The 17,348-nt window shown below is 46.1% G+C and carries 11 protein-coding genes; 8 read left to right on the forward strand and 3 right to left on the reverse strand.

Annotated features, from left to right (window positions below):
* Positions 1-62: 62 nt before the first annotated feature.
* Positions 63-1,280 (reverse strand): NADH-quinone oxidoreductase subunit D, encoded by a 1,218-nt coding sequence (locus KOE27_RS22245; RefSeq protein ID WP_215240982.1) that lies wholly within the window; start codon positions 1,278-1,280, stop codon positions 63-65.
* 85 nt (positions 1,281-1,365) lie between these two features.
* On the reverse strand, positions 1,366-2,898 hold the full coding sequence (locus KOE27_RS22250) for a glycoside hydrolase family 10 protein (protein ID WP_229252880.1): 1,533 nt from the start codon (positions 2,896-2,898) through the stop codon (positions 1,366-1,368).
* 261 nt (positions 2,899-3,159) lie between these two features.
* Between KOE27_RS22250 and KOE27_RS22255 the strand changes: the two genes are divergently transcribed.
* From KOE27_RS22255 to KOE27_RS22275, 5 genes are all read left to right on the forward strand, one after another.
* Positions 3,160-4,974 (forward strand): glycosyltransferase family protein, encoded by a 1,815-nt coding sequence (locus KOE27_RS22255; RefSeq protein ID WP_215240983.1) that lies wholly within the window; start codon positions 3,160-3,162, stop codon positions 4,972-4,974.
* Positions 4,975-5,191: 217 nt separating this feature from the next.
* Positions 5,192-6,025: a 50S ribosomal protein L11 methyltransferase gene (prmA, locus tag KOE27_RS22260; RefSeq protein ID WP_215240984.1), complete on the forward strand. Its 834-nt coding sequence runs from the start codon at positions 5,192-5,194 to the stop codon at positions 6,023-6,025.
* Between the two features lie 70 nt (positions 6,026-6,095).
* Complete coding sequence (locus KOE27_RS22265) at positions 6,096-10,772, forward strand: hypothetical protein (RefSeq protein WP_215240985.1); 4,677 nt, start codon at positions 6,096-6,098, stop codon at positions 10,770-10,772.
* A 140-nt stretch (positions 10,773-10,912) separates the two neighbouring features.
* Positions 10,913-11,572, forward strand: a complete 660-nt coding sequence (plsY, locus tag KOE27_RS22270) for a glycerol-3-phosphate 1-O-acyltransferase PlsY (RefSeq protein WP_215240986.1) — start codon at positions 10,913-10,915, stop codon at positions 11,570-11,572.
* A 111-nt stretch (positions 11,573-11,683) separates the two neighbouring features.
* On the forward strand, positions 11,684-13,045 hold the full coding sequence (locus KOE27_RS22275; RefSeq protein ID WP_215240987.1) for a dipeptidase: 1,362 nt from the start codon (positions 11,684-11,686) through the stop codon (positions 13,043-13,045).
* A gap of 60 nt (positions 13,046-13,105) precedes the next feature.
* Here KOE27_RS22275 and KOE27_RS22280 read toward each other — a convergent pair whose 3' ends face one another.
* A complete protein-coding gene (locus tag KOE27_RS22280) occupies positions 13,106-14,305 on the reverse strand; it encodes a tetratricopeptide repeat protein (RefSeq protein WP_215241720.1) in 1,200 nt (399 codons plus the stop codon).
* 134 nt (positions 14,306-14,439) lie between these two features.
* Here KOE27_RS22280 and hpt point away from each other — a divergent pair, with 134 nt between their 5' ends.
* The 3 genes from hpt (at position 14,440) to KOE27_RS22295 (ending at position 17,309) form a co-directional block, all read left to right on the forward strand.
* Positions 14,440-14,970, forward strand: coding sequence for a hypoxanthine phosphoribosyltransferase (gene hpt / locus KOE27_RS22285; RefSeq protein ID WP_215240988.1), 531 nt, complete (start codon positions 14,440-14,442; stop codon positions 14,968-14,970).
* A 43-nt stretch (positions 14,971-15,013) separates the two neighbouring features.
* Positions 15,014-15,847, forward strand: a complete 834-nt coding sequence (locus KOE27_RS22290; protein WP_215240989.1) for an N-acetylmuramidase domain-containing protein — start codon at positions 15,014-15,016, stop codon at positions 15,845-15,847.
* 61 nt (positions 15,848-15,908) lie between these two features.
* Positions 15,909-17,309 carry an MBL fold metallo-hydrolase RNA specificity domain-containing protein gene (locus KOE27_RS22295; protein ID WP_215240990.1) on the forward strand — a complete coding sequence of 467 codons (1,401 nt, stop codon included), beginning with the start codon at positions 15,909-15,911 and terminating at the stop codon, positions 17,307-17,309.
* The last annotated feature ends 39 nt before the right edge of the window (positions 17,310-17,348 follow it).

The following is a 17,348-nucleotide window of genomic DNA, read 5'->3' on the forward strand; positions in this document are numbered from 1 at the left end:
ATTTTGGAAACCACTTTATTCTGAAGGTATCCTTCCGGATGAAGTGGTTTTCTATGAAAGGCTTATCGGTCTACTTCTCCCATGACCATATCAATGGATCCAATAATGGCGACCAGGTCGGCAATTAAGGCTCCTTTGGAAAGTTCTCCGATGGCCGAAAGGTTATTAAAGGAGCACGCCCGGGCCTTGCATCGCACAGGGATATCCGAGCGGCCGTCGGTGCGGAAGAAAAAGCCCAGTTCTCCTTTAGGGTTTTCGGCCCGGACATAAAAATCCATGGCTTTGGGGCGTATCTTTTTGGGAACCATTGCCTGCGGATCAAAATCGGAAGTTCTTTTATAATTTCCCATCAGCTGTTGCAGGCTTTGTTCTATGATTTTTACAGATTCCCGACATTCCACAACACGTACCCAGGTACGGTCCCAGCAGTCACCGGTTTTCCCCATTTTTCCTTCGCCAATGGGTACTTCAAAATCAATATCTGGGTATACCGAGTAACCGTCTACTTTCCGAAGGTCATATCTCAGCCCTGAACCCCGGAGCATGGGGCCCGTACAACCGTAATTAATGGCAACCGGCAATGGCAAAACGCCAACATTGGCCGTTCTTTGGATAAATATTTTATTGTCTATTACAAGCTGCTGCAATTCGTCCAGCTTGGGTTTGAGGTATTGTATAAACTCAAGGCAGCGCTCTTCAAAACCTACGGGCAGATCATAAAATAACCCGCCAATCCAGATATAATTATAAAGCATCCGCGCACCGCAAATCCATTCCAGCAGGCGCAGGATCTGCTCACGGTCACGCATCATCCAAAGGAATGGCGTGTAGGCCCCGATATCCATGGCATAAGATCCCAGTGCCACAAAGTGAGAAGCCAGCCTGTTGAGTTCCGCCGTTACTACCCGAATATATTCAATCCGTTTCGGAATATCATTTTCAATCCCCAGCATACGTTCCACGCCCATTACATATGCATGCTCCGAATTCATGGCAGCTACATAATCCAGACGATCCACATAGGGGATGATCTGATTAAAAGGCAACGCCTCCGCGTGTTTCTCAAAACATCGGTGCAAATATCCCAGGTGCGGTACCACATCCACAATCACCTCTCCGTCCGTAACCACCTCCAGCCGCAGTACACCGTGCGTGGAAGGATGCTGCGGTCCTATGTTCAGTACCATTTCTTCGGTCCTGAGATTTTCCGGCTTATATTTGGTAGGTACCGAAACCGCCATATGTTCCGGGCGGTACTCGTATTGGATTTTATTACTCATGCAGGATGTTACGGTCAGCGGGATATGCAACAAATATACGAACAAAAGGGAGGCCTCCCCGGTTCGGCCCAATCACCTGATCGGATCAGAAACGGATCACCTTTTGATCCTGTATTTCAACCTTCAGTGGCCCAACCGGTCTTCCTTCGTTATGCAGCCTGTCCACCGCAGTGATGTAGTATACATATCTTTTCCCGTTCTGCACGGTTGCATCCACAAAGTGCTCTCCTTCGTAACACAAAGCGACGATATTCCTTGGGTCGTGAGCTGTTGGTTTTTCATCAGGGGCAAAGCGGTAAATGACATAATACCAGGCACTTTCTCCATCCGAGGCAGGGTCTGGTTTCTCCCAGAAGAGCTCAAGGCCCTGTGGCAAGAGAGTCGCCTTCAGATTTTTAGGACTTAACGGTGCGATACGGTCCTTCCAGGGCATAGTGGGAACCAGGGCCGGATAACGAAAAAGTTCTGTCCTCAGGGAATCAACAAAACCCAGGCTATTGTTTTTTAACGATCTGGAACTAAAAAAAATAGCCCCGTCGCTTTCATTCTCTCTGAGGTATCTGATCTGGTTCGGCAGCTCCGAAGGGTTGGCCCAGGTTTTATCCTTCTCTTTGTACCCTACCCGGTAAGCACCCAAGCCTACATAAAAATGCCGTCCATAACTATTTTCAATCCACCAGTCCACCATGTTACGGTAGGGAACCCTGGCAAAACCGGAGGAGAAATACAATTGCGGCGCAATGTAGTCGACCCACCCCTCCTTCGCCCATTTCCGGCTATCGGCAAAAAGATCGTCATAGGAGGCCAGTGCGCCATAGGTTTTGGACCCCTCCGCATCGGAATCCTTATTCCGCCATACGCCAAATGGGCTGATCCCGAATTTTAACTTGGGCTTTACTTCCTGCAGGGCATCATGGATCTGCTTTACGAGCATATTGATGTTATGCCTTCTCCAGTCTGCCTTGCTTTCAAAATCCTGCCCGTATTTGCTAAAAGCCTCCTCGTCGTGGATTACCTCTCCGGCCACTGCATAAGGATAAAAATAATCGTCAAAATGAATTCCGTCGATATCATAATTTTTTGCCACATTGACCGTCACATCCGTAATAAACTGCCTTACCTCCGGTATTCCGAAGTTGAACAGCTTATAACCATCATAACTCAGTATCCATTCAGGATGTTTGCGGCTGATATTTTCGGAGGAGATACTCTTTGCCGATTTGTGAACCAGCCTGTTGAGGTTAAGCCAGGCGTGGAATTCAAGGCCTCTTCTGTGTGACTCCCTGATCATGAAGTCCATCGGGTCCCATAAAGGGCTTGGCTGGCGGCCCTGCAACCCGGTGAGCCATTCAGACCATGGTTCAGCACTTTTAGCATAAAATGCGTCTCCGGCCGCTCTTACCTGGACAAAAACTGCGTTCATACCGTTTTTTTTATGAAAGTCCAGCAGATTCGAAAATTCTTCCCGCTGTTCGTCCGGCATAAGATTTTTACTGCTCGGCCAATCGATGTTATCGACAGTGGCAATCCAGACGGCTCTGAATTCCCTTTTAGGGGGAGCATCACTTTCAACGTCCGCGCTCTGAGCCTTACAACCGCAAAGAGAAAATAAACTCAATATTAATGAAAGCGTACAAGCCTGAATTTTTTTCACTAGAAAACCAATGCAAAATGTTAATCTGACCAAAGTAACGTAATTTGGTCCAAAGTTAGCCCAGAACATCCGAATTTTGTAAATGGGGTAAATAAACATATACCTGTCTATTGTTATTCTGAATTATTTTTCTGGATATTTATTGTGTAATTACAAGGAAATTTTGTGTGATATCTGAATTTGTTATTTGTCAGACCGCTATAACGCTTTAACCTGTATCCGATATTGGAACCATTTGTCAAAACCACTAAAAAAAATGTCCTCTTTGAGGTTGCATGGGAAGTTTGCAACCAGGTAGGAGGAATTTACACTGTTATAAGGACCAAGGTGCCTGCAATGGTTGAAAAGTGGGAGGAAAATTACTTTTTACTTGGGCCCTACTTTGAGAAAAAAGCTTCATCAGAATTTGAATCAATAACAGACCTGGACGATTCTCCCGCCGGCCGTATCGTACGACGGATGCGAGAGATGGGCTATGCTGTTTATTATGGTTACTGGCTGGTTACCGGCAAACCCCGTGTGATACTTTTTGACCTGGACAGCGTTACCAAAGACCTGGACGGGATCAAGTACAACCTGTGGGAAAGAAACCGGATTCCCACCATTAACGTAGAGCATCTGGTTAATCAAACCTTGTGCTTTGGTGAAATGGTAAGGATTTTCCTGAAAGAATATGCCGAGGAAAATGCAAAGAGAGAAGAAATTTTCGCGCAGTTTCATGAGTGGATGGCCAGCAGCGGCCTGCCCGATCTGAAAAAAGATAACGCCAAAATTGCTATCACATTCACCACGCACGCCACCATGCTGGGCCGGTATCTGGCGCAGAATGTGGACGGATTTTACAGTAAGCTTCCTTTCTTTGACTGGGAGCAGGAAGCCCGCAATTACAATATCGTGGCCCAGGCTTCCATTGAAAGGCAGGCAGCACTTAACGCGCACGTACTCACTACGGTGAGCGACGTTACCGCAAGGGAATGTGAAGTGTTCCTGGGGCGCATGCCTGACCTGGTAACCCCTAACGGCCTGAACGTGGTCCGTTTTCAGGCAGTTCATGAATTTCAAAATCTGCATTTAAAATACAAGGAGCGGATTCATGAGTTTGTATTAGGGCACTTTTTTCCGAGTTATTCTTTTGATCTGGATAAAACCCTCTATTTCTTCACTTCCGGGCGTTATGAATATAGTAACAAAGGGTATGACCTTACCCTGGAAGCACTGGCGAGGCTAAACTGGAAAATGGTACAGGCAGGGATGGACATGACCGTGGTCATGTTCATCGTTACCAAGCAGCCCTATTATTCTGTGAATCCGGATGTACTGCAGTCCCGGGCGGTGCTCAATGAACTTCAGGAAACCTGCACGGCTATTGAAAAAGAGGTTGGCGAAAAATTGTTCCTGGCGACAGCTTCCGGTGCAGATCACAAAATGCCCGATCTTAATAATTTTGTAGATGAGTACTGGCGTCTGCGCCTTCGGCGTACCATCCAGAGCTGGAAAACGGAGAAACTCCCCGCCTTTGTCACTCACGACCTGAAGGAAGAAGACGGTATTACTGAATTCTGCCGGAAGGCCAATCTGGTGAATAATGAAAGGGATCGTGTTAAAATCGTTTATCACCCTGATTTTATCTCTTCCACTAATCCTCTTTTTGGTCTGGACTACGGCCAGTTTGTGCGGGGTTGCCATCTTGGCGTTTTCCCAAGTTATTATGAACCATGGGGTTACACCCCGCTCGAATGCGTCGTTCGCGGGGTACCTACCGTCACCAGCGACCTTTCGGGCTTTGGAGATTATATCATGCAGATCATGCGTGACTACGAAAACCGGGGCATTTATGTAATTAACCGCAAATCCCAGACCTACTCTCAGGCTGCGGACCAGTTGGCTGATATCCTTTTCAAATTTGTAAAAATGCAGCGCCGCGACCGTATCATGCAGCGGAACCGGGTGGAGAATATTTCTGATGTATTCGACTGGATGAACCTGCGCTCTTACTATGATACTGCGCACGATCTCGCCGCCAAGCGCAAAAAGCCCTGATCGTACCATTATCCCTTTCAGCAAGCCCGGCTTATCAGCACAGATAACCCGGGCTTTTTGATTAACCGCCATGGTATGGCCGAGGCCTTCCGATTTGCCCGATCTGCTTTACAAACAGCGCTGCTAATCAAATACCTTCATGAGATCTGCCGCTTTATCTTTTCTTTCCTGAAAAAAATCTACACCTTCACAAACAATTAGACAATATAAATTGGCAATGAATTACATAGAAGTTGATCTGCAGGCCGACTCCGATTTTACGGAAATATTAATGGCCGAACTGGGAGAAATCGGTTTTGAATCCTTTGTTGAAACAGATGAAGGGTTACTGGCTTACATCCAGGAAAATGATTTCAGCGAAAACCGTATGAACGAACTGATCGGTAAATACCAGGATCTGACGACAATAGCAATATCCTGGAAATCGTTAGAAAGAAAGAACTGGAACGAGGAATGGGAAAAAAGTTATGAACCCATTGAGGTAGGAGATCAGGTACGTGTCCGTGCAACTTTTCATGACCCGGACCCCTCTTTCACCTACGACCTTCTCATTCAGCCCAAAATGTCGTTTGGTACTGGGCACCACGAAACCACCTGGCTTGTCATGAATGAGCAGCTTAGCCTTCCTCATCAGGGGCTTAGCGTGATGGACGTTGGCTGTGGTACCGGAATCCTGACCATTCTGGCCTATAAGCTGGGTGCTGTAAAAATGCTTGGATTTGATATTGACGAATGGGCTGTGGAGAATACCAGGGAGAATTTCGAAATGAACGATCTGCCCGAAGAAGCAGAAGTTTTTATGGGAACCATTAAGGATGTACCGGCCTCACGGATGTTTGGCGGTATACTGGCCAACATCAATCGAAATATATTACTCAGCGAAATACCTAAATACGTAAAACATCTGGAGCCCGGCGGCTGGCTTGTGACCAGCGGATTTTACGAAACCGACCAGCGTGACATTGAAAATTGCGCTCTGGAAAACGGTTTGAAAAAAGTAAGGTCGAACACACGCAATCAATGGGCAACCGTTGTATTTGAGAAACTATAATTTATCCCGGCCAAACATCGTTTCAGCTTTAAACGGACTGGCACAGAAACCGTTGGGATTTAGATAAACTATGAAACACATTACTATCTGCCTGATTCTTTCCCTGGGAGTTTTTACAGGACCTGTTCTGATGGCCCAAAACCTGAAGGCCGCCCAGGATCCCGCACAATTTATGGTGCAGGTAAAAAAGCTGATGGATGGAAGCCGCAATCCGCAGTATATGAAGGCAGCAGCACAGTTGGACAGCGTTTGGCTGAGCGGCGTTTCCTCTGCCCAGCAGGCAAAATTTATTTCAGTGGTAGGAACCCAGTTCGCAAAAGGGCAGAAGGCCGGGCCGGTACTTTTTCTCCTGCTTCGCAACGCACATACATTCACCCGGCAATCTCCTGCCCAGTTGGACGGCTTCCTGGATCTTGCGGTACAGGCAGGCGAAAAATACGATTCCAAAACTTTCCAGAAGGTACTCGAAACAGTAAAGACAATCAGCGAAACCAATAAGTTATACAGCGCCAAATACAATTCACTATACCTGTTGGAAGGCACATATCAGTACCGTTTTGACACAACAAATGCTGGTACAGCCAGCGCCGACGCCAAGTTAGCGGCGGCCAATGACAGCTGGGATACTCCTGTAGATTCCAATTTTGTGATCGCCCCGGTCTCCAATCCCCTGCCCGCGATCTCAGGTGCCATACTTGAACTTAAAAATGCTGTTTTCGCCATGGTAACCGCTGGCGACTCCGCTGTTTTCGGGCCCGCCAATGGGAGTGTCTCTTTAAAAGACGGCATTTTTGTAGGACAAAATGGGAAATTCACCTGGGAAGTGGCCGGCAATCCTGATATATATGCGGATCTGGATAAATATTCCTTCAACATCACTCAGCCGAGGATCCTGGCAGAAAATGTGACCATTCACCATGACACCAAACTGGCGGCTCCTGTAAAGGGGACGCTCGAATACCGTGGTATTAAAAAAATCAAAAATCAACCTCCACCTTACCCGCGCTTCGTATCTAACGGAACAGACGCCCGTCTCAAGGAATCCAGCAGGAACATTCAGTACAAAGGCGGCTTTACATTAATAGGTACCGATGTTTACAGCTCTTCCCTGAGCGGACATCCCTCTGTAATTACAGTTGCATACAAAGAGAAACCGGCTTTCAAGGTTGTCAGTACCAAGTTTCAACTGAAAGACTCCGTTTTCAATGCTCCGCTGGCTTATTTCTCCATGCCCCTGGGAGAAGACTCTCTGTATCATCCGGGCATAAGGTTCAAGTACAACGATACCGAAGGGCAGCTCAGGCTTGAGCGCGCCGACAAGACGGATTTTGCCCCGCTGCCCTATAAAGATACCTACCACAAAATGGATATCTGGTCGCAGGCGATGCGCTGGAATTTCCCTAATAACAAGGTAGAATTTTATCGCATTGATGGCAAGCAGGTAGTACCCGTTAAACTGGAATCTTTTGATTTTTTTAAAAAGGAACGTATTAAGGATATCAGCAAGGAATATGGTTTTCAGCCTTTGCTAATGGCCGCTAATTATACCCAGACCGAAAAAAAGCAAGGATTCCTGGCCGAAGAACTGGCGGTTAAATTCAAACAGAATCCCAAAATCCTGAGACGCACCATGGAGCGGCTTTCGCTGGAAGGTTACTTCATCTATGACAAAGTCACAGATCAGTTTGCGTTGAGTAAAAAAGGCATTTTGTATGTCCTGGCCAATCTGGAAAAAACTGATTACGATAATTTCCAGATCACCTCGCAGTACACCGCCAATAATGAAATTGCCAATGCCACGATCAATCTGTCAGATACCCTGCTGACGGTACTTGGTGTTTCGCGGTTCGTTATCAGTGACAGCCTTAAGATTTATGCCGTGCCCGCCGACAAAAAAGTCGTGATCGGGAAAAACCGTAATTTTACGGTGAACGGCCAGCTTGTAGCATCCAATTACCAGTTCCGGGGCCAGAACCTTAAGTTTGATTATAAACAGTTTTTTGTAAACGTCAGCCCTACGGATTCCATTACTTTCACGCCGAGGGAAAAATATGCCAAGGGCCAGCAAAGCGAAGTGGGCGGACACGTCAAATATGAAAAAGGGGGAACATTTTACCTGAGTGACCCCTCGAATAAATCAGGGATACTGAAAGGAAAAAAATCTCCCAGGCTGGTCGTCCCCGATGGCATGATCGTTTATTTCGATCAGCCAGAGCGCGGTACGCTTCTCTACCCCAGAGAGGTATTCTTCAAAATCCCGAAAATAGACATGGACGGATTGGATAAGCGCGATGTCATTTTTGGAGGTACATTTAACGCCAATGGCATTATTCCGCCGATCCAGACCATCCTGAAAAGTATGCCTGACAACTCCCTGGGATTTGAATATAAAGCCCCGCCTGTTGAAATGAAAATTTATGACGGAAAGGCCATGGCTAAGTTCACAGATACCCTGACGATGGATAATTCCGGTCTTCACTCCAGCGCCATTCTGCGGTATCTGTCGGCCTCCATCACCGCTAAGAAAGTACACCTCGGCTCTGATTCCCTTTATGCAACCGGCGAAATGGCCAGTATCAAGGAAGCGGTAATAGGCAAAGGGTACTTCCCCGCCGTAGACTTGAAAGATTATGCTTTACAATGGTTCCCCACGGCAGACAGCATGCTGATCAATACACAGGGGAAATCTTTTGCCTTTCATAAAGGGACTACCAACCTCGAAGGAAGCCTGTTACTACGATCGTCGGGTCTTTACGGCAATGGAAAACTCAAACGTGCCGATTCCGAAATTTCTTCAGCAGATATTAAATTCAACAAAGAAGGCTTTCTTGCTAACAAGTCGTTGTTCTCCATTCATACGAGCGGCGCCAACGCGGGCAAAAAACTGCTGACGGGTAAAAACGTCAATATTGATTTTAACTTTAAAACAGGTATTGCCAGTTTCCTCACAGACGAGTCGGGCTTCGGGACTGATTCTTCCGGAATGGATATCCCCACGGCATCTTACCGGACCTTAATCGGTTCGGCCAAATGGGATATGACCAAAAAAACAATCCTGATGAAAGGATTTGGAGAAACTTCGTCCTATACTTCCACTGCCCCCGAACAGGAAGGGCTCTCCTTCCAGGGGTCGGAAGCCATATATGATATCGAAAAAGTTACGCTTAACGTCAAAGGAGTTCCTTATATACAGACCGCTGACGTAAAAATCATCCCCGACAAAGGTTATGTTGCCATAGACGGCAAGGGAAAGATTAGCCCCTTGAAAAACGCACGCATCGAAATTGACACACTCAATACGTCTCACCGGATGCGCGACGCCAATATCCGGATTGACTCCCGAAATCATTTTGAGGGTTCAGCCACTTACCAGTACATCACAGCACGTAAGGATACCTTCAATGTTAAAATGCAGAATTTTGAACTGAGGGAAATTGAAACCGCCACAGCGGGCCGGAAGTCTCGGCCCGACAATACCAATGCTGCGCCGGTTAAATTCTATACTACTGCCCGCGCTGATATCAAGGAAACAGAAAACCTCTTCCTTTCACCACGCATCCAGTTCAAGGGCGGTATCAACCTTATTGCCTATCAACCGTCTCTGAAGCTCGACGGTTTTGTGAAACCTGTACTGAAATTCAGAAAAGATTTTCAATCTTCCTGGATTGTCTATAATGAGTCTCCGGGGGAAACGGTGGCAATCAAAATTGACAAAAATCTTAAAAATGAGCATGAGATCCCCCTATCGGTGGGTTTACATTATAATGAAGCAAGAGGAATGTACATGTCATTTTTATCTCCAAAAGATTCCGACGGTGACGAGGATATATATACAGCAAGCGGCGCCCTCAATTTTGATGAGGAAAGCAAAGCCTTCAAAGTAACCCCTCCTCCGGGCGCCGACGGGCTGATAGATGAAGCAAATACTTTAAAATTTGATGATAAAACAGGTCTGGCTACTTTTTCAGGCCCTTTTAAATTTATCGGGTCCGATTGGCTAAAATCCACCGGTTCGGCGGAAGTACAGGTAGACAGTGCCCGGTTTTCCTTTAATGCACTGCTTATTCTGCAAATGGCCGGATTGGAACCGGTACTCCAGCCGCTGGCTGCAAAAATCGTTGAAACCAACCTGGAAGAACAAAACAGTACCGCCGCGGACGACGACGCAGATCAGCTGAATGCCAAATTATCGGCCCTCATCGGCCCCAAAGCCACGGATGCCTACGTAAAATTAACTGCAGCAGGATACAAACCCCTCTATGACGCCTCGCCGCTTTTGGATGCACCCATGGTACTGTCCAATGTTAACCTCCGCTGGTCTGCCGCACATGGCGCGTATTATTCACAAGGCCCGATTGGCGTGGCACATTTTGGGAAAAACAATATCAACGCTCAGATGGAAGGCGTCATGGAGATCCGCAGAACCGCAGAAGGCGACGAGTTCAGCTTGTATCTGCAGGCTTCTCCGGATATCTGGTACTATTTTGATTACCGTCAGGACGAGATCGGCGTGGTATCCTCTCAAGTCGATTTCAACGATCAGCTCACGGCTAAATCAAAGAGCGGCAAATCTAAAATGGCGCTCGTATCCCTCGGCGTAGAAGAAAAAGATATGTTCGTTAACCGGTTTGATGATTTTTACCAGCCTGCCGTGAAAAAAGCGAAACTCGTGAAAGCAACTGCCAAGAAAAAGGTAGCTCCCGCAGCCGAAAAGAAGAAAAAAGAAGAACAAGCAGACGGCTTCTGATCTCTCTTTGTAGTAATTGTTTGACAGTGTCCGAATATTATCTTAATTTTGTATTTGCGGTTCTGTTTGCTAAATCCGGGCTTTATTGTATATTTGAAATCTGCTTATTCAAGTTCAAATTAATCGCCGAATAGTACAAAATGAGTGTTGCCTTATTTATATTTACAATTGTTGCCGCTTACTTGCTAGGCTCTATCCCAAGTTCAGTCTGGTACGGAATTGGTTACTTCGGTATTGATGTCAGAAAATACGGCAGCGGAAACGCAGGTGCAACCAATACCTTCAGGGTACTGGGCAAAAGAGCAGGTACAGTTGTGATGCTGATAGATGTACTGAAAGGCTGGACAGCAACCTGCCTTGCTTCTCTCCTGTTTTATATGGGGACCATCGGTCAAACCGAGCTTTTGATGTACAAGATCCTCTTCGGCATTATTGCGATTATTGGGCATATTTTCCCTGTTTTTGTTGGCTTTAAAGGCGGAAAAGGCATTGCCACGCTTTTAGGAATGGTACTGGCCATTCATCCTGAACTTGCCCTTGTTTGTATTACAATTTTCCTGCTGACGCTGATCGCTTCGCAATACGTTTCGTTAAGTTCGATACTGGCCACGCTGGCATTTCCGGTACTTTCCTGGGCAGGCCTTTTTGGACATCCTGAGCCGCTACTTATTGTTTTTGGGTTTGTTATGTTCCTGCTTGTGGTACTAACACATCAGAAAAATATAATAAGGCTGGTCAACGGAAATGAAAACCGTGTCAATCTGTTTTCTAAATCCAAATCAGGCAGGACTCATTCATAACTACGGCCGGATCACCAGAAATTCCCACCCCTAAGGTCCTTACCTTAGGGGTTTATTTTTTAACTTGGCTCCCTTAAAGTAAATACTCTTTCGCATCAATAAAACCGGATAATGAATACTTATATTGAACAAAACAAGGATCGCTTTTTGAATGAACTACTGGAGTTGCTCAGGATACCTTCCGTCAGCGCTGATTCCAAATTTAAGGGTGACATGATTGCCGCAGCGGAATACGTCAAAAAAAGTATACTGCAGGCTGGTGCCGACAAAGCCGAAATTTATGAAACTGCCGGACATCCGGTGGTGTATGGTGAAAAAATCATAGATCCGTCCTTGCCCACTGTTCTGATTTATGGCCATTATGATGTACAGCCAGCAGATCCTTATGACCTTTGGGATTCTCCGCCATTTGAGCCGGTTATTAAAAATGAACGCATTTACGCCCGTGGCGCCTGTGACGACAAAGGCCAGTTTTATATGCACATCAAGGCACTGGAAACGATGATCGCCACCGGGTCCCTCACCTGCAACGTCAAAATGATGATCGAAGGCGAAGAGGAAATAGGCTCGGATAATCTTGAAACTTTTGTAAAGGCGCACCGTGACCTGCTGAAATGTGATACCATCCTTATTTCTGATACCAGCATCATTGCCAATGATGTGCCGTCCATTGAAACAGGGCTAAGAGGTCTAACCTATGTGGAGGTTGAGGTAGTGGGTGCCAACCGTGATCTGCATTCCGGTGTTTATGGCGGAGGCGTTGCCAACCCGATCAATATCTTATGTGAGATGATCGCGTCAATGAAAGATGAAAATGGGCATATTACCATTCCCGGGTTTTATGACAAGGTGGTTGATCTGTCGGAAGAGGAACGCAACGCATTGAATTCTGCCCCTTTTGATCTGGACGAGTACAAGCGTGACCTTGGTATTGATGATATTACCGGAGAAAAAGGATATACAACCATTGAAAGAACCTCCGTCAGGCCCACGCTTGATGTAAACGGCATCTGGGGAGGTTATATCGGAGAAGGAGCTAAAACCGTTCTGCCCTCCAAAGCAAACGCTAAAATTTCCATGCGCCTGGTACCTCACCAGACCGACAAGGAAATATGTGAATTATTTAGCCGTCATTTCGAATCCATTGCGCCGGCATCGGTGAAAGTGAAAGTAACACCCCATCATGGCGGCCTTCCTTATGTAACCCCTACCGACTCGGTTGAATACAGAGCAGCCGAACTTGCCATGGAAGAATCGTTCGGCAAAAAACCGATTCCTACCCGGGGCGGCGGCAGTATCCCGATTGTAGCTCTCTTTGAGCAGGAATTGGGCCGGAAAAGTATACTGATGGGCTTTGGGCTCGATATTGACTCCCTACATTCTCCCAACGAAAGTTACGGCCTTTTCAACTACTACAAGGGCATTGAAACCATACCCCTGTTTTTTAAACATTATGCGGAGCTGAAAAAATAATGGGTTGGGGCAGTTGACAGTCCAATTTCTGTGAACTGCCCTCTTAAAATTATAAACCGGTCAACGCTTCCTCCGCTGCTCCCGACGTAGTTTTTTAAGATTCTCAATCGCTTTTTTGGCCTCCTTATTCTGGCTCGACTTTCTGTCCGCTTTGTCGTCTGCCAGTTTATAGTACCTCAAGGCCTCGTCGTAGTTCTTTTTCATTTCGGCTATCTTGCCAAGCCCCAGCAAAGACGAAACGTAATACCCGGCGTTGAGGGAATTGGTTTTCACGGAAAAATCAATCGCTTTCTGGTAAAACTGTGCAGCTAAATCGTACTCTTTATGATACTGCATATTGTAGTAGGCCAACACATAAGCCGCGTTTCTCCCGCTGACTCCCTCATAACCCGGCATACCCTTTTCAATTTTGTCAAGGATATTCCGGGCCGCCTCAGTTGCTTCTGCCATTTTTCCCGTAACGAAAGCCGTACGACAAAAATACCTTTCAAAATAGGGGTTATTTGGAAAAGTCTGCCACATATACCTGGCCATTTCATAGGCTTTGGTATATTCATTTTCCATGCTGTAAATCTGCAGAAGAAAATAACGGGCTTCCACACGGGTGTAAAAAGCATTGTTGGCAACCTGCTCGAGCTGTTTTTCACCCAGTTTTTTATTCCCCTTAGGAAAAAGGGCCATCACCGGTTTCAGGATCGGGTATTCCTTAGGTACCCACTCTGCATAGTAGTTATACAGCCCGTCGCCAAATAACAACTCAGGCGAAAGGTCCCCGTTTCCCTTACATACTTCAAAGTACTTCAAAGATTTTTTGCCGGCAAAAGCGGCTTTGGTCCAGCTCTCTCTTTCTGCATATAATCTTCCCTTAAAGGCATAGGCCGCAGCAAGAAAAAAGGCAGGCTCTATTTTGTTTTTTTCGTCGTCATATAATTTCTCTGCCAGCACAATGGTGGAATCCATATGTAACAGAAACTTATCGTCATACTGTTCATTGTCTGTGTTCGGAACAATTTTCCACCATTCTGCCAGGCCTAGCAAAAAATGAGGCATAGGATGCTTGGGATACCTGTACTTTAGCCAGCGGAATTCCACATCGGCCTCTTCAAACCTATAGTTGTACAACATATTAATCGCTTCCGACGACTCTATCTGCACACCAGGGTTTTTGAGCACCATATCATACTTCTTATCCAGCTCGGCTGATGAATAAAGCTGAGCAAAAGCCGGTACTGAAAATAGCATCACGGCCACATAGATCATCCATATTCTCTTTAGTCCAATCTTCATATCAGGGGTAAAATCTGTCATTAGTAACGCCGGTTTTTTATTTTACGTTTGCCGGCAAGCTGGTTTTTGAAAAAAGAGTTAATATTGAAGTCTTAGAAAATAAAGTTATGATAACGATACTCGATAAAACTTTTGTCCCCTTCATTTCGCGGAGCAACATCGAAAGCCGCATTGCCGAAATGGCGGTGCAAATTAGTAAAGATTATGAAGGTAAGTCTCCCCTATTTATTATAGTGCTCAACGGAGCTTTCCTTTTTGCGTCAGAGCTTTTAAAAAATGTTTCGCTTCCCTGCCAAATCACTTTTGTAAGGCTGGCCTCCTATCAGCAAACAGAAACTACCGGACAAGTACGTCAGATCATAGGGCTGGAAGAACAAATTACCGGGAAAGACGTGGTGATTGTCGAGGATATCGTTGATACCGGGCTTACAATGAACCAGCTCCTGGAGCAGATACAAGCGCTGCAGCCTGCTTCGGTGGAGATCGCTACGCTGCTTCACAAACCGGAGGCGATCCGCAAGCCTGTCAGCATGCGGTATATTGGCTTTGAAATAGAAAATCGTTTTGTAGTAGGATACGGTCTTGATTATGACGGGCTCGGCCGGAACGAAGATGCCCTGTACGTTTTAAGTGAATAACCTGCTTTTTAACATATTCTGAATATGATCCCGTCCTATTAATATGATCAAACTCCAGCTAAGATCAAAAGGAGATGCCGTGGCTATGCTGCAGGAACTGCTCAATGAGTTTGGCTACGAAATTATAGTCAACGGAAAGTTTGATGCAGCCACTGATATGGTCGTGAGAGACTTTCAGAAAAGCAACGGGCTGGTGAGCGATGGTATCGTATATACCAAAACATGGACCAAACTTATCAATAACGCGCCGGTCGATCTCAGCCAGATGGACGCCTGGTTCCTAAAGGAGCAGGACATTAAGGATGCCGCCGAACAGCTTGAGATTGAGGTGGCTGTGGTAAAAGCAGTTAATGAAGTGGAAAGCAGCGGAAGAGGTTACCTGATAGACGGCCGGGTAAAACTCTTGTTTGAAGGACATATTTTCTGGCAGCAGCTAATGGCCAGAGACATCAACCCTGTCCCCCTGGTTTCGGGTAATGAAACGGTGCTTTACCCCAAATGGACCAAAAAATTTTACCTGGGCGGCAAATCCGAATATTCCCGGCTGAACAAAGCAATAGCCATTCGTGACGAGGCAAAAGTAGCAGAAGCCGCCTATGCCTCTGCATCCTGGGTCCTTTACCAGATCATGGGCTTTCATTACAACTCACTTGGTTACACCGAGATCATGCAGTTTGTAGCCGAAATGAAAGAAAGTGAGGGTAATCAGCTGAAAATATTTTCAAAATTCCTGCAAGTAAACAACCTGACCAAATACCTTAAGAAAAAACAATGGGCCGAGTTTGCAAAACGTTACAACGGAGAGGGTTACAAAGAAAATAAGTATGACGTAAAACTGGAAAAAGCTTACAAAAAGTATAAGGCTTTGGAAAGCTAAAAGTTATCAGGACAACAGATTGCCGGAATGAATACATTTCTTCATCTAAACATCAACAACTATGCACATACAGTTTTTTGGAGCCGCCCGCACCGTGACGGGAAGTAAACACCTGATTACCACCGAAAAAGGCACTAAAATACTTTTGGATTGCGGCCTCTTTCAGGGGATACAAACCGACGAATTTAATCAGGAATTCGGTTTCAAACCGTCTGATATAGATTATGTTATCCTTTCCCATGCGCATATTGATCACTCCGGTCTACTGCCCCGCCTGGTAAGGAAGGGATATAAGGGCCCTATTTACTGCACCTCGGCCACAGCTGATCTTTGTCGCATTATGCTTCTGGACAGTGCTCATATCCAGGAAAAAGATCTGGAACGTATCAACAAAAGGAGGCTCCGCCAGGGCCGCCCGCTACTGGAGGAATTGTACAATGCCCAAGATGCCGAAAACACCATGGCCCTGCTGCAATCCGTTGCTTACGGGCAACCTTTCCATTTGGGAGACAATGCAGAAATCACCGTTGTACTCACAGATGCTGCGCATTTATTGGGAAGTGCTGCGGTGCACTTAACCATACCGGATAAGGGAACCTTTAAACAGTTGACCTTCACCGGCGACATAGGGCGGCCGGAAGACAGAATCCTAAGAAAGCCAGATATTTTTCCACAAGCTGATATCATCATTTGCGAGTCTACCTACGGCGACAGGCTTCATGAAAAAGAGATCGATATGCACGCGCACCTGCTTGAAGTTGTGAAAGCAACCTGTGTGGAACAAGGCGGAAAACTGATTATTCCTGCCTTCGCCATTGACCGCACACAGGAACTTATTTATGCGCTCGACCAGCTGTCCAGTTCCGGCCTGCTTCCGCGTATTCCTGTGTATATAGACAGCCCGCTAGCCATCCGTGCCACGCAGGTGATGAAGGAACATGACGAATGCTTTAATCCTGAAATTCTGGATTATATAGAAAAAGACGGCGATGCTTTCGCCTTCCCTAATCTGAAATACATTTCCGCAGTAGAGCAGTCGATGGCGCTGAACGACTCACGAGAACCCTGTATCATCATTTCGGCATCCGGGATGGCGGAGGCGGGCCGTATCAAGCACCATATTAAGAATAACGTTGGCGATGTACGTTCGACGATCCTTCTGGTGGGATACGCTTCGCCTAATACTTTGGCAGGCGCTTTAAAAAGGGGGGATAAACAGGTAAATATTTTTGGCGAAACATTCGACGTCAAATGCAAGGTATCCGTAATGGACTCCTTCTCCGGACATGGCGATTACAACGAAATGTTACGCTTTCTTTCCTGCCAGACCCCTTCCAGGGTAAAAAAAGTGTTTCTGGTACATGGTGAATACGAAACCCAGGTGGTTTTTAAACAGAAGCTGGAAGCCGTGGGTTTCAAGGACATAACCATTCCTGCCTTGTACCAGAATATAGAATGTTAGAAATTTTTATAAGTAATGTGGGCTATTTACTTTGCATAA

Source organism: Dyadobacter sp. CECT 9275, from assembly GCF_907164905.1.
Taxonomy (GTDB): domain Bacteria; phylum Bacteroidota; class Bacteroidia; order Cytophagales; family Spirosomataceae; genus Dyadobacter; species Dyadobacter helix.

Bases quoted from the DNA above. Each gene is read 5' to 3' on its own strand.
- KOE27_RS22275 (WP_215240987.1), top strand. From the start codon at position 11,684: ATGAATACTTATATTGAACAAAACAAGGATCGCTTTTTGAATGAACTA.
- KOE27_RS22295 (WP_215240990.1), top strand. From the start codon at position 15,909: ATGCACATACAGTTTTTTGGAGCCGCCCGCACCGTGACGGGAAGTAAA.
- prmA (WP_215240984.1), top strand. From the start codon at position 5,192: ATGAATTACATAGAAGTTGATCTGCAGGCCGACTCCGATTTTACGGAA.
- KOE27_RS22265 (WP_215240985.1), top strand. From the start codon at position 6,096: ATGAAACACATTACTATCTGCCTGATTCTTTCCCTGGGAGTTTTTACA.
- plsY (WP_215240986.1), top strand. From the start codon at position 10,913: ATGAGTGTTGCCTTATTTATATTTACAATTGTTGCCGCTTACTTGCTA.
- KOE27_RS22280 (WP_215241720.1), bottom strand. From the start codon at position 14,305: ATGATCTATGTGGCCGTGATGCTATTTTCAGTACCGGCTTTTGCTCAG.
- hpt (WP_215240988.1), top strand. From the start codon at position 14,440: ATGATAACGATACTCGATAAAACTTTTGTCCCCTTCATTTCGCGGAGC.
- KOE27_RS22245 (WP_215240982.1), bottom strand. From the start codon at position 1,280: ATGAGTAATAAAATCCAATACGAGTACCGCCCGGAACATATGGCGGTT.
- KOE27_RS22290 (WP_215240989.1), top strand. From the start codon at position 15,014: ATGATCAAACTCCAGCTAAGATCAAAAGGAGATGCCGTGGCTATGCTG.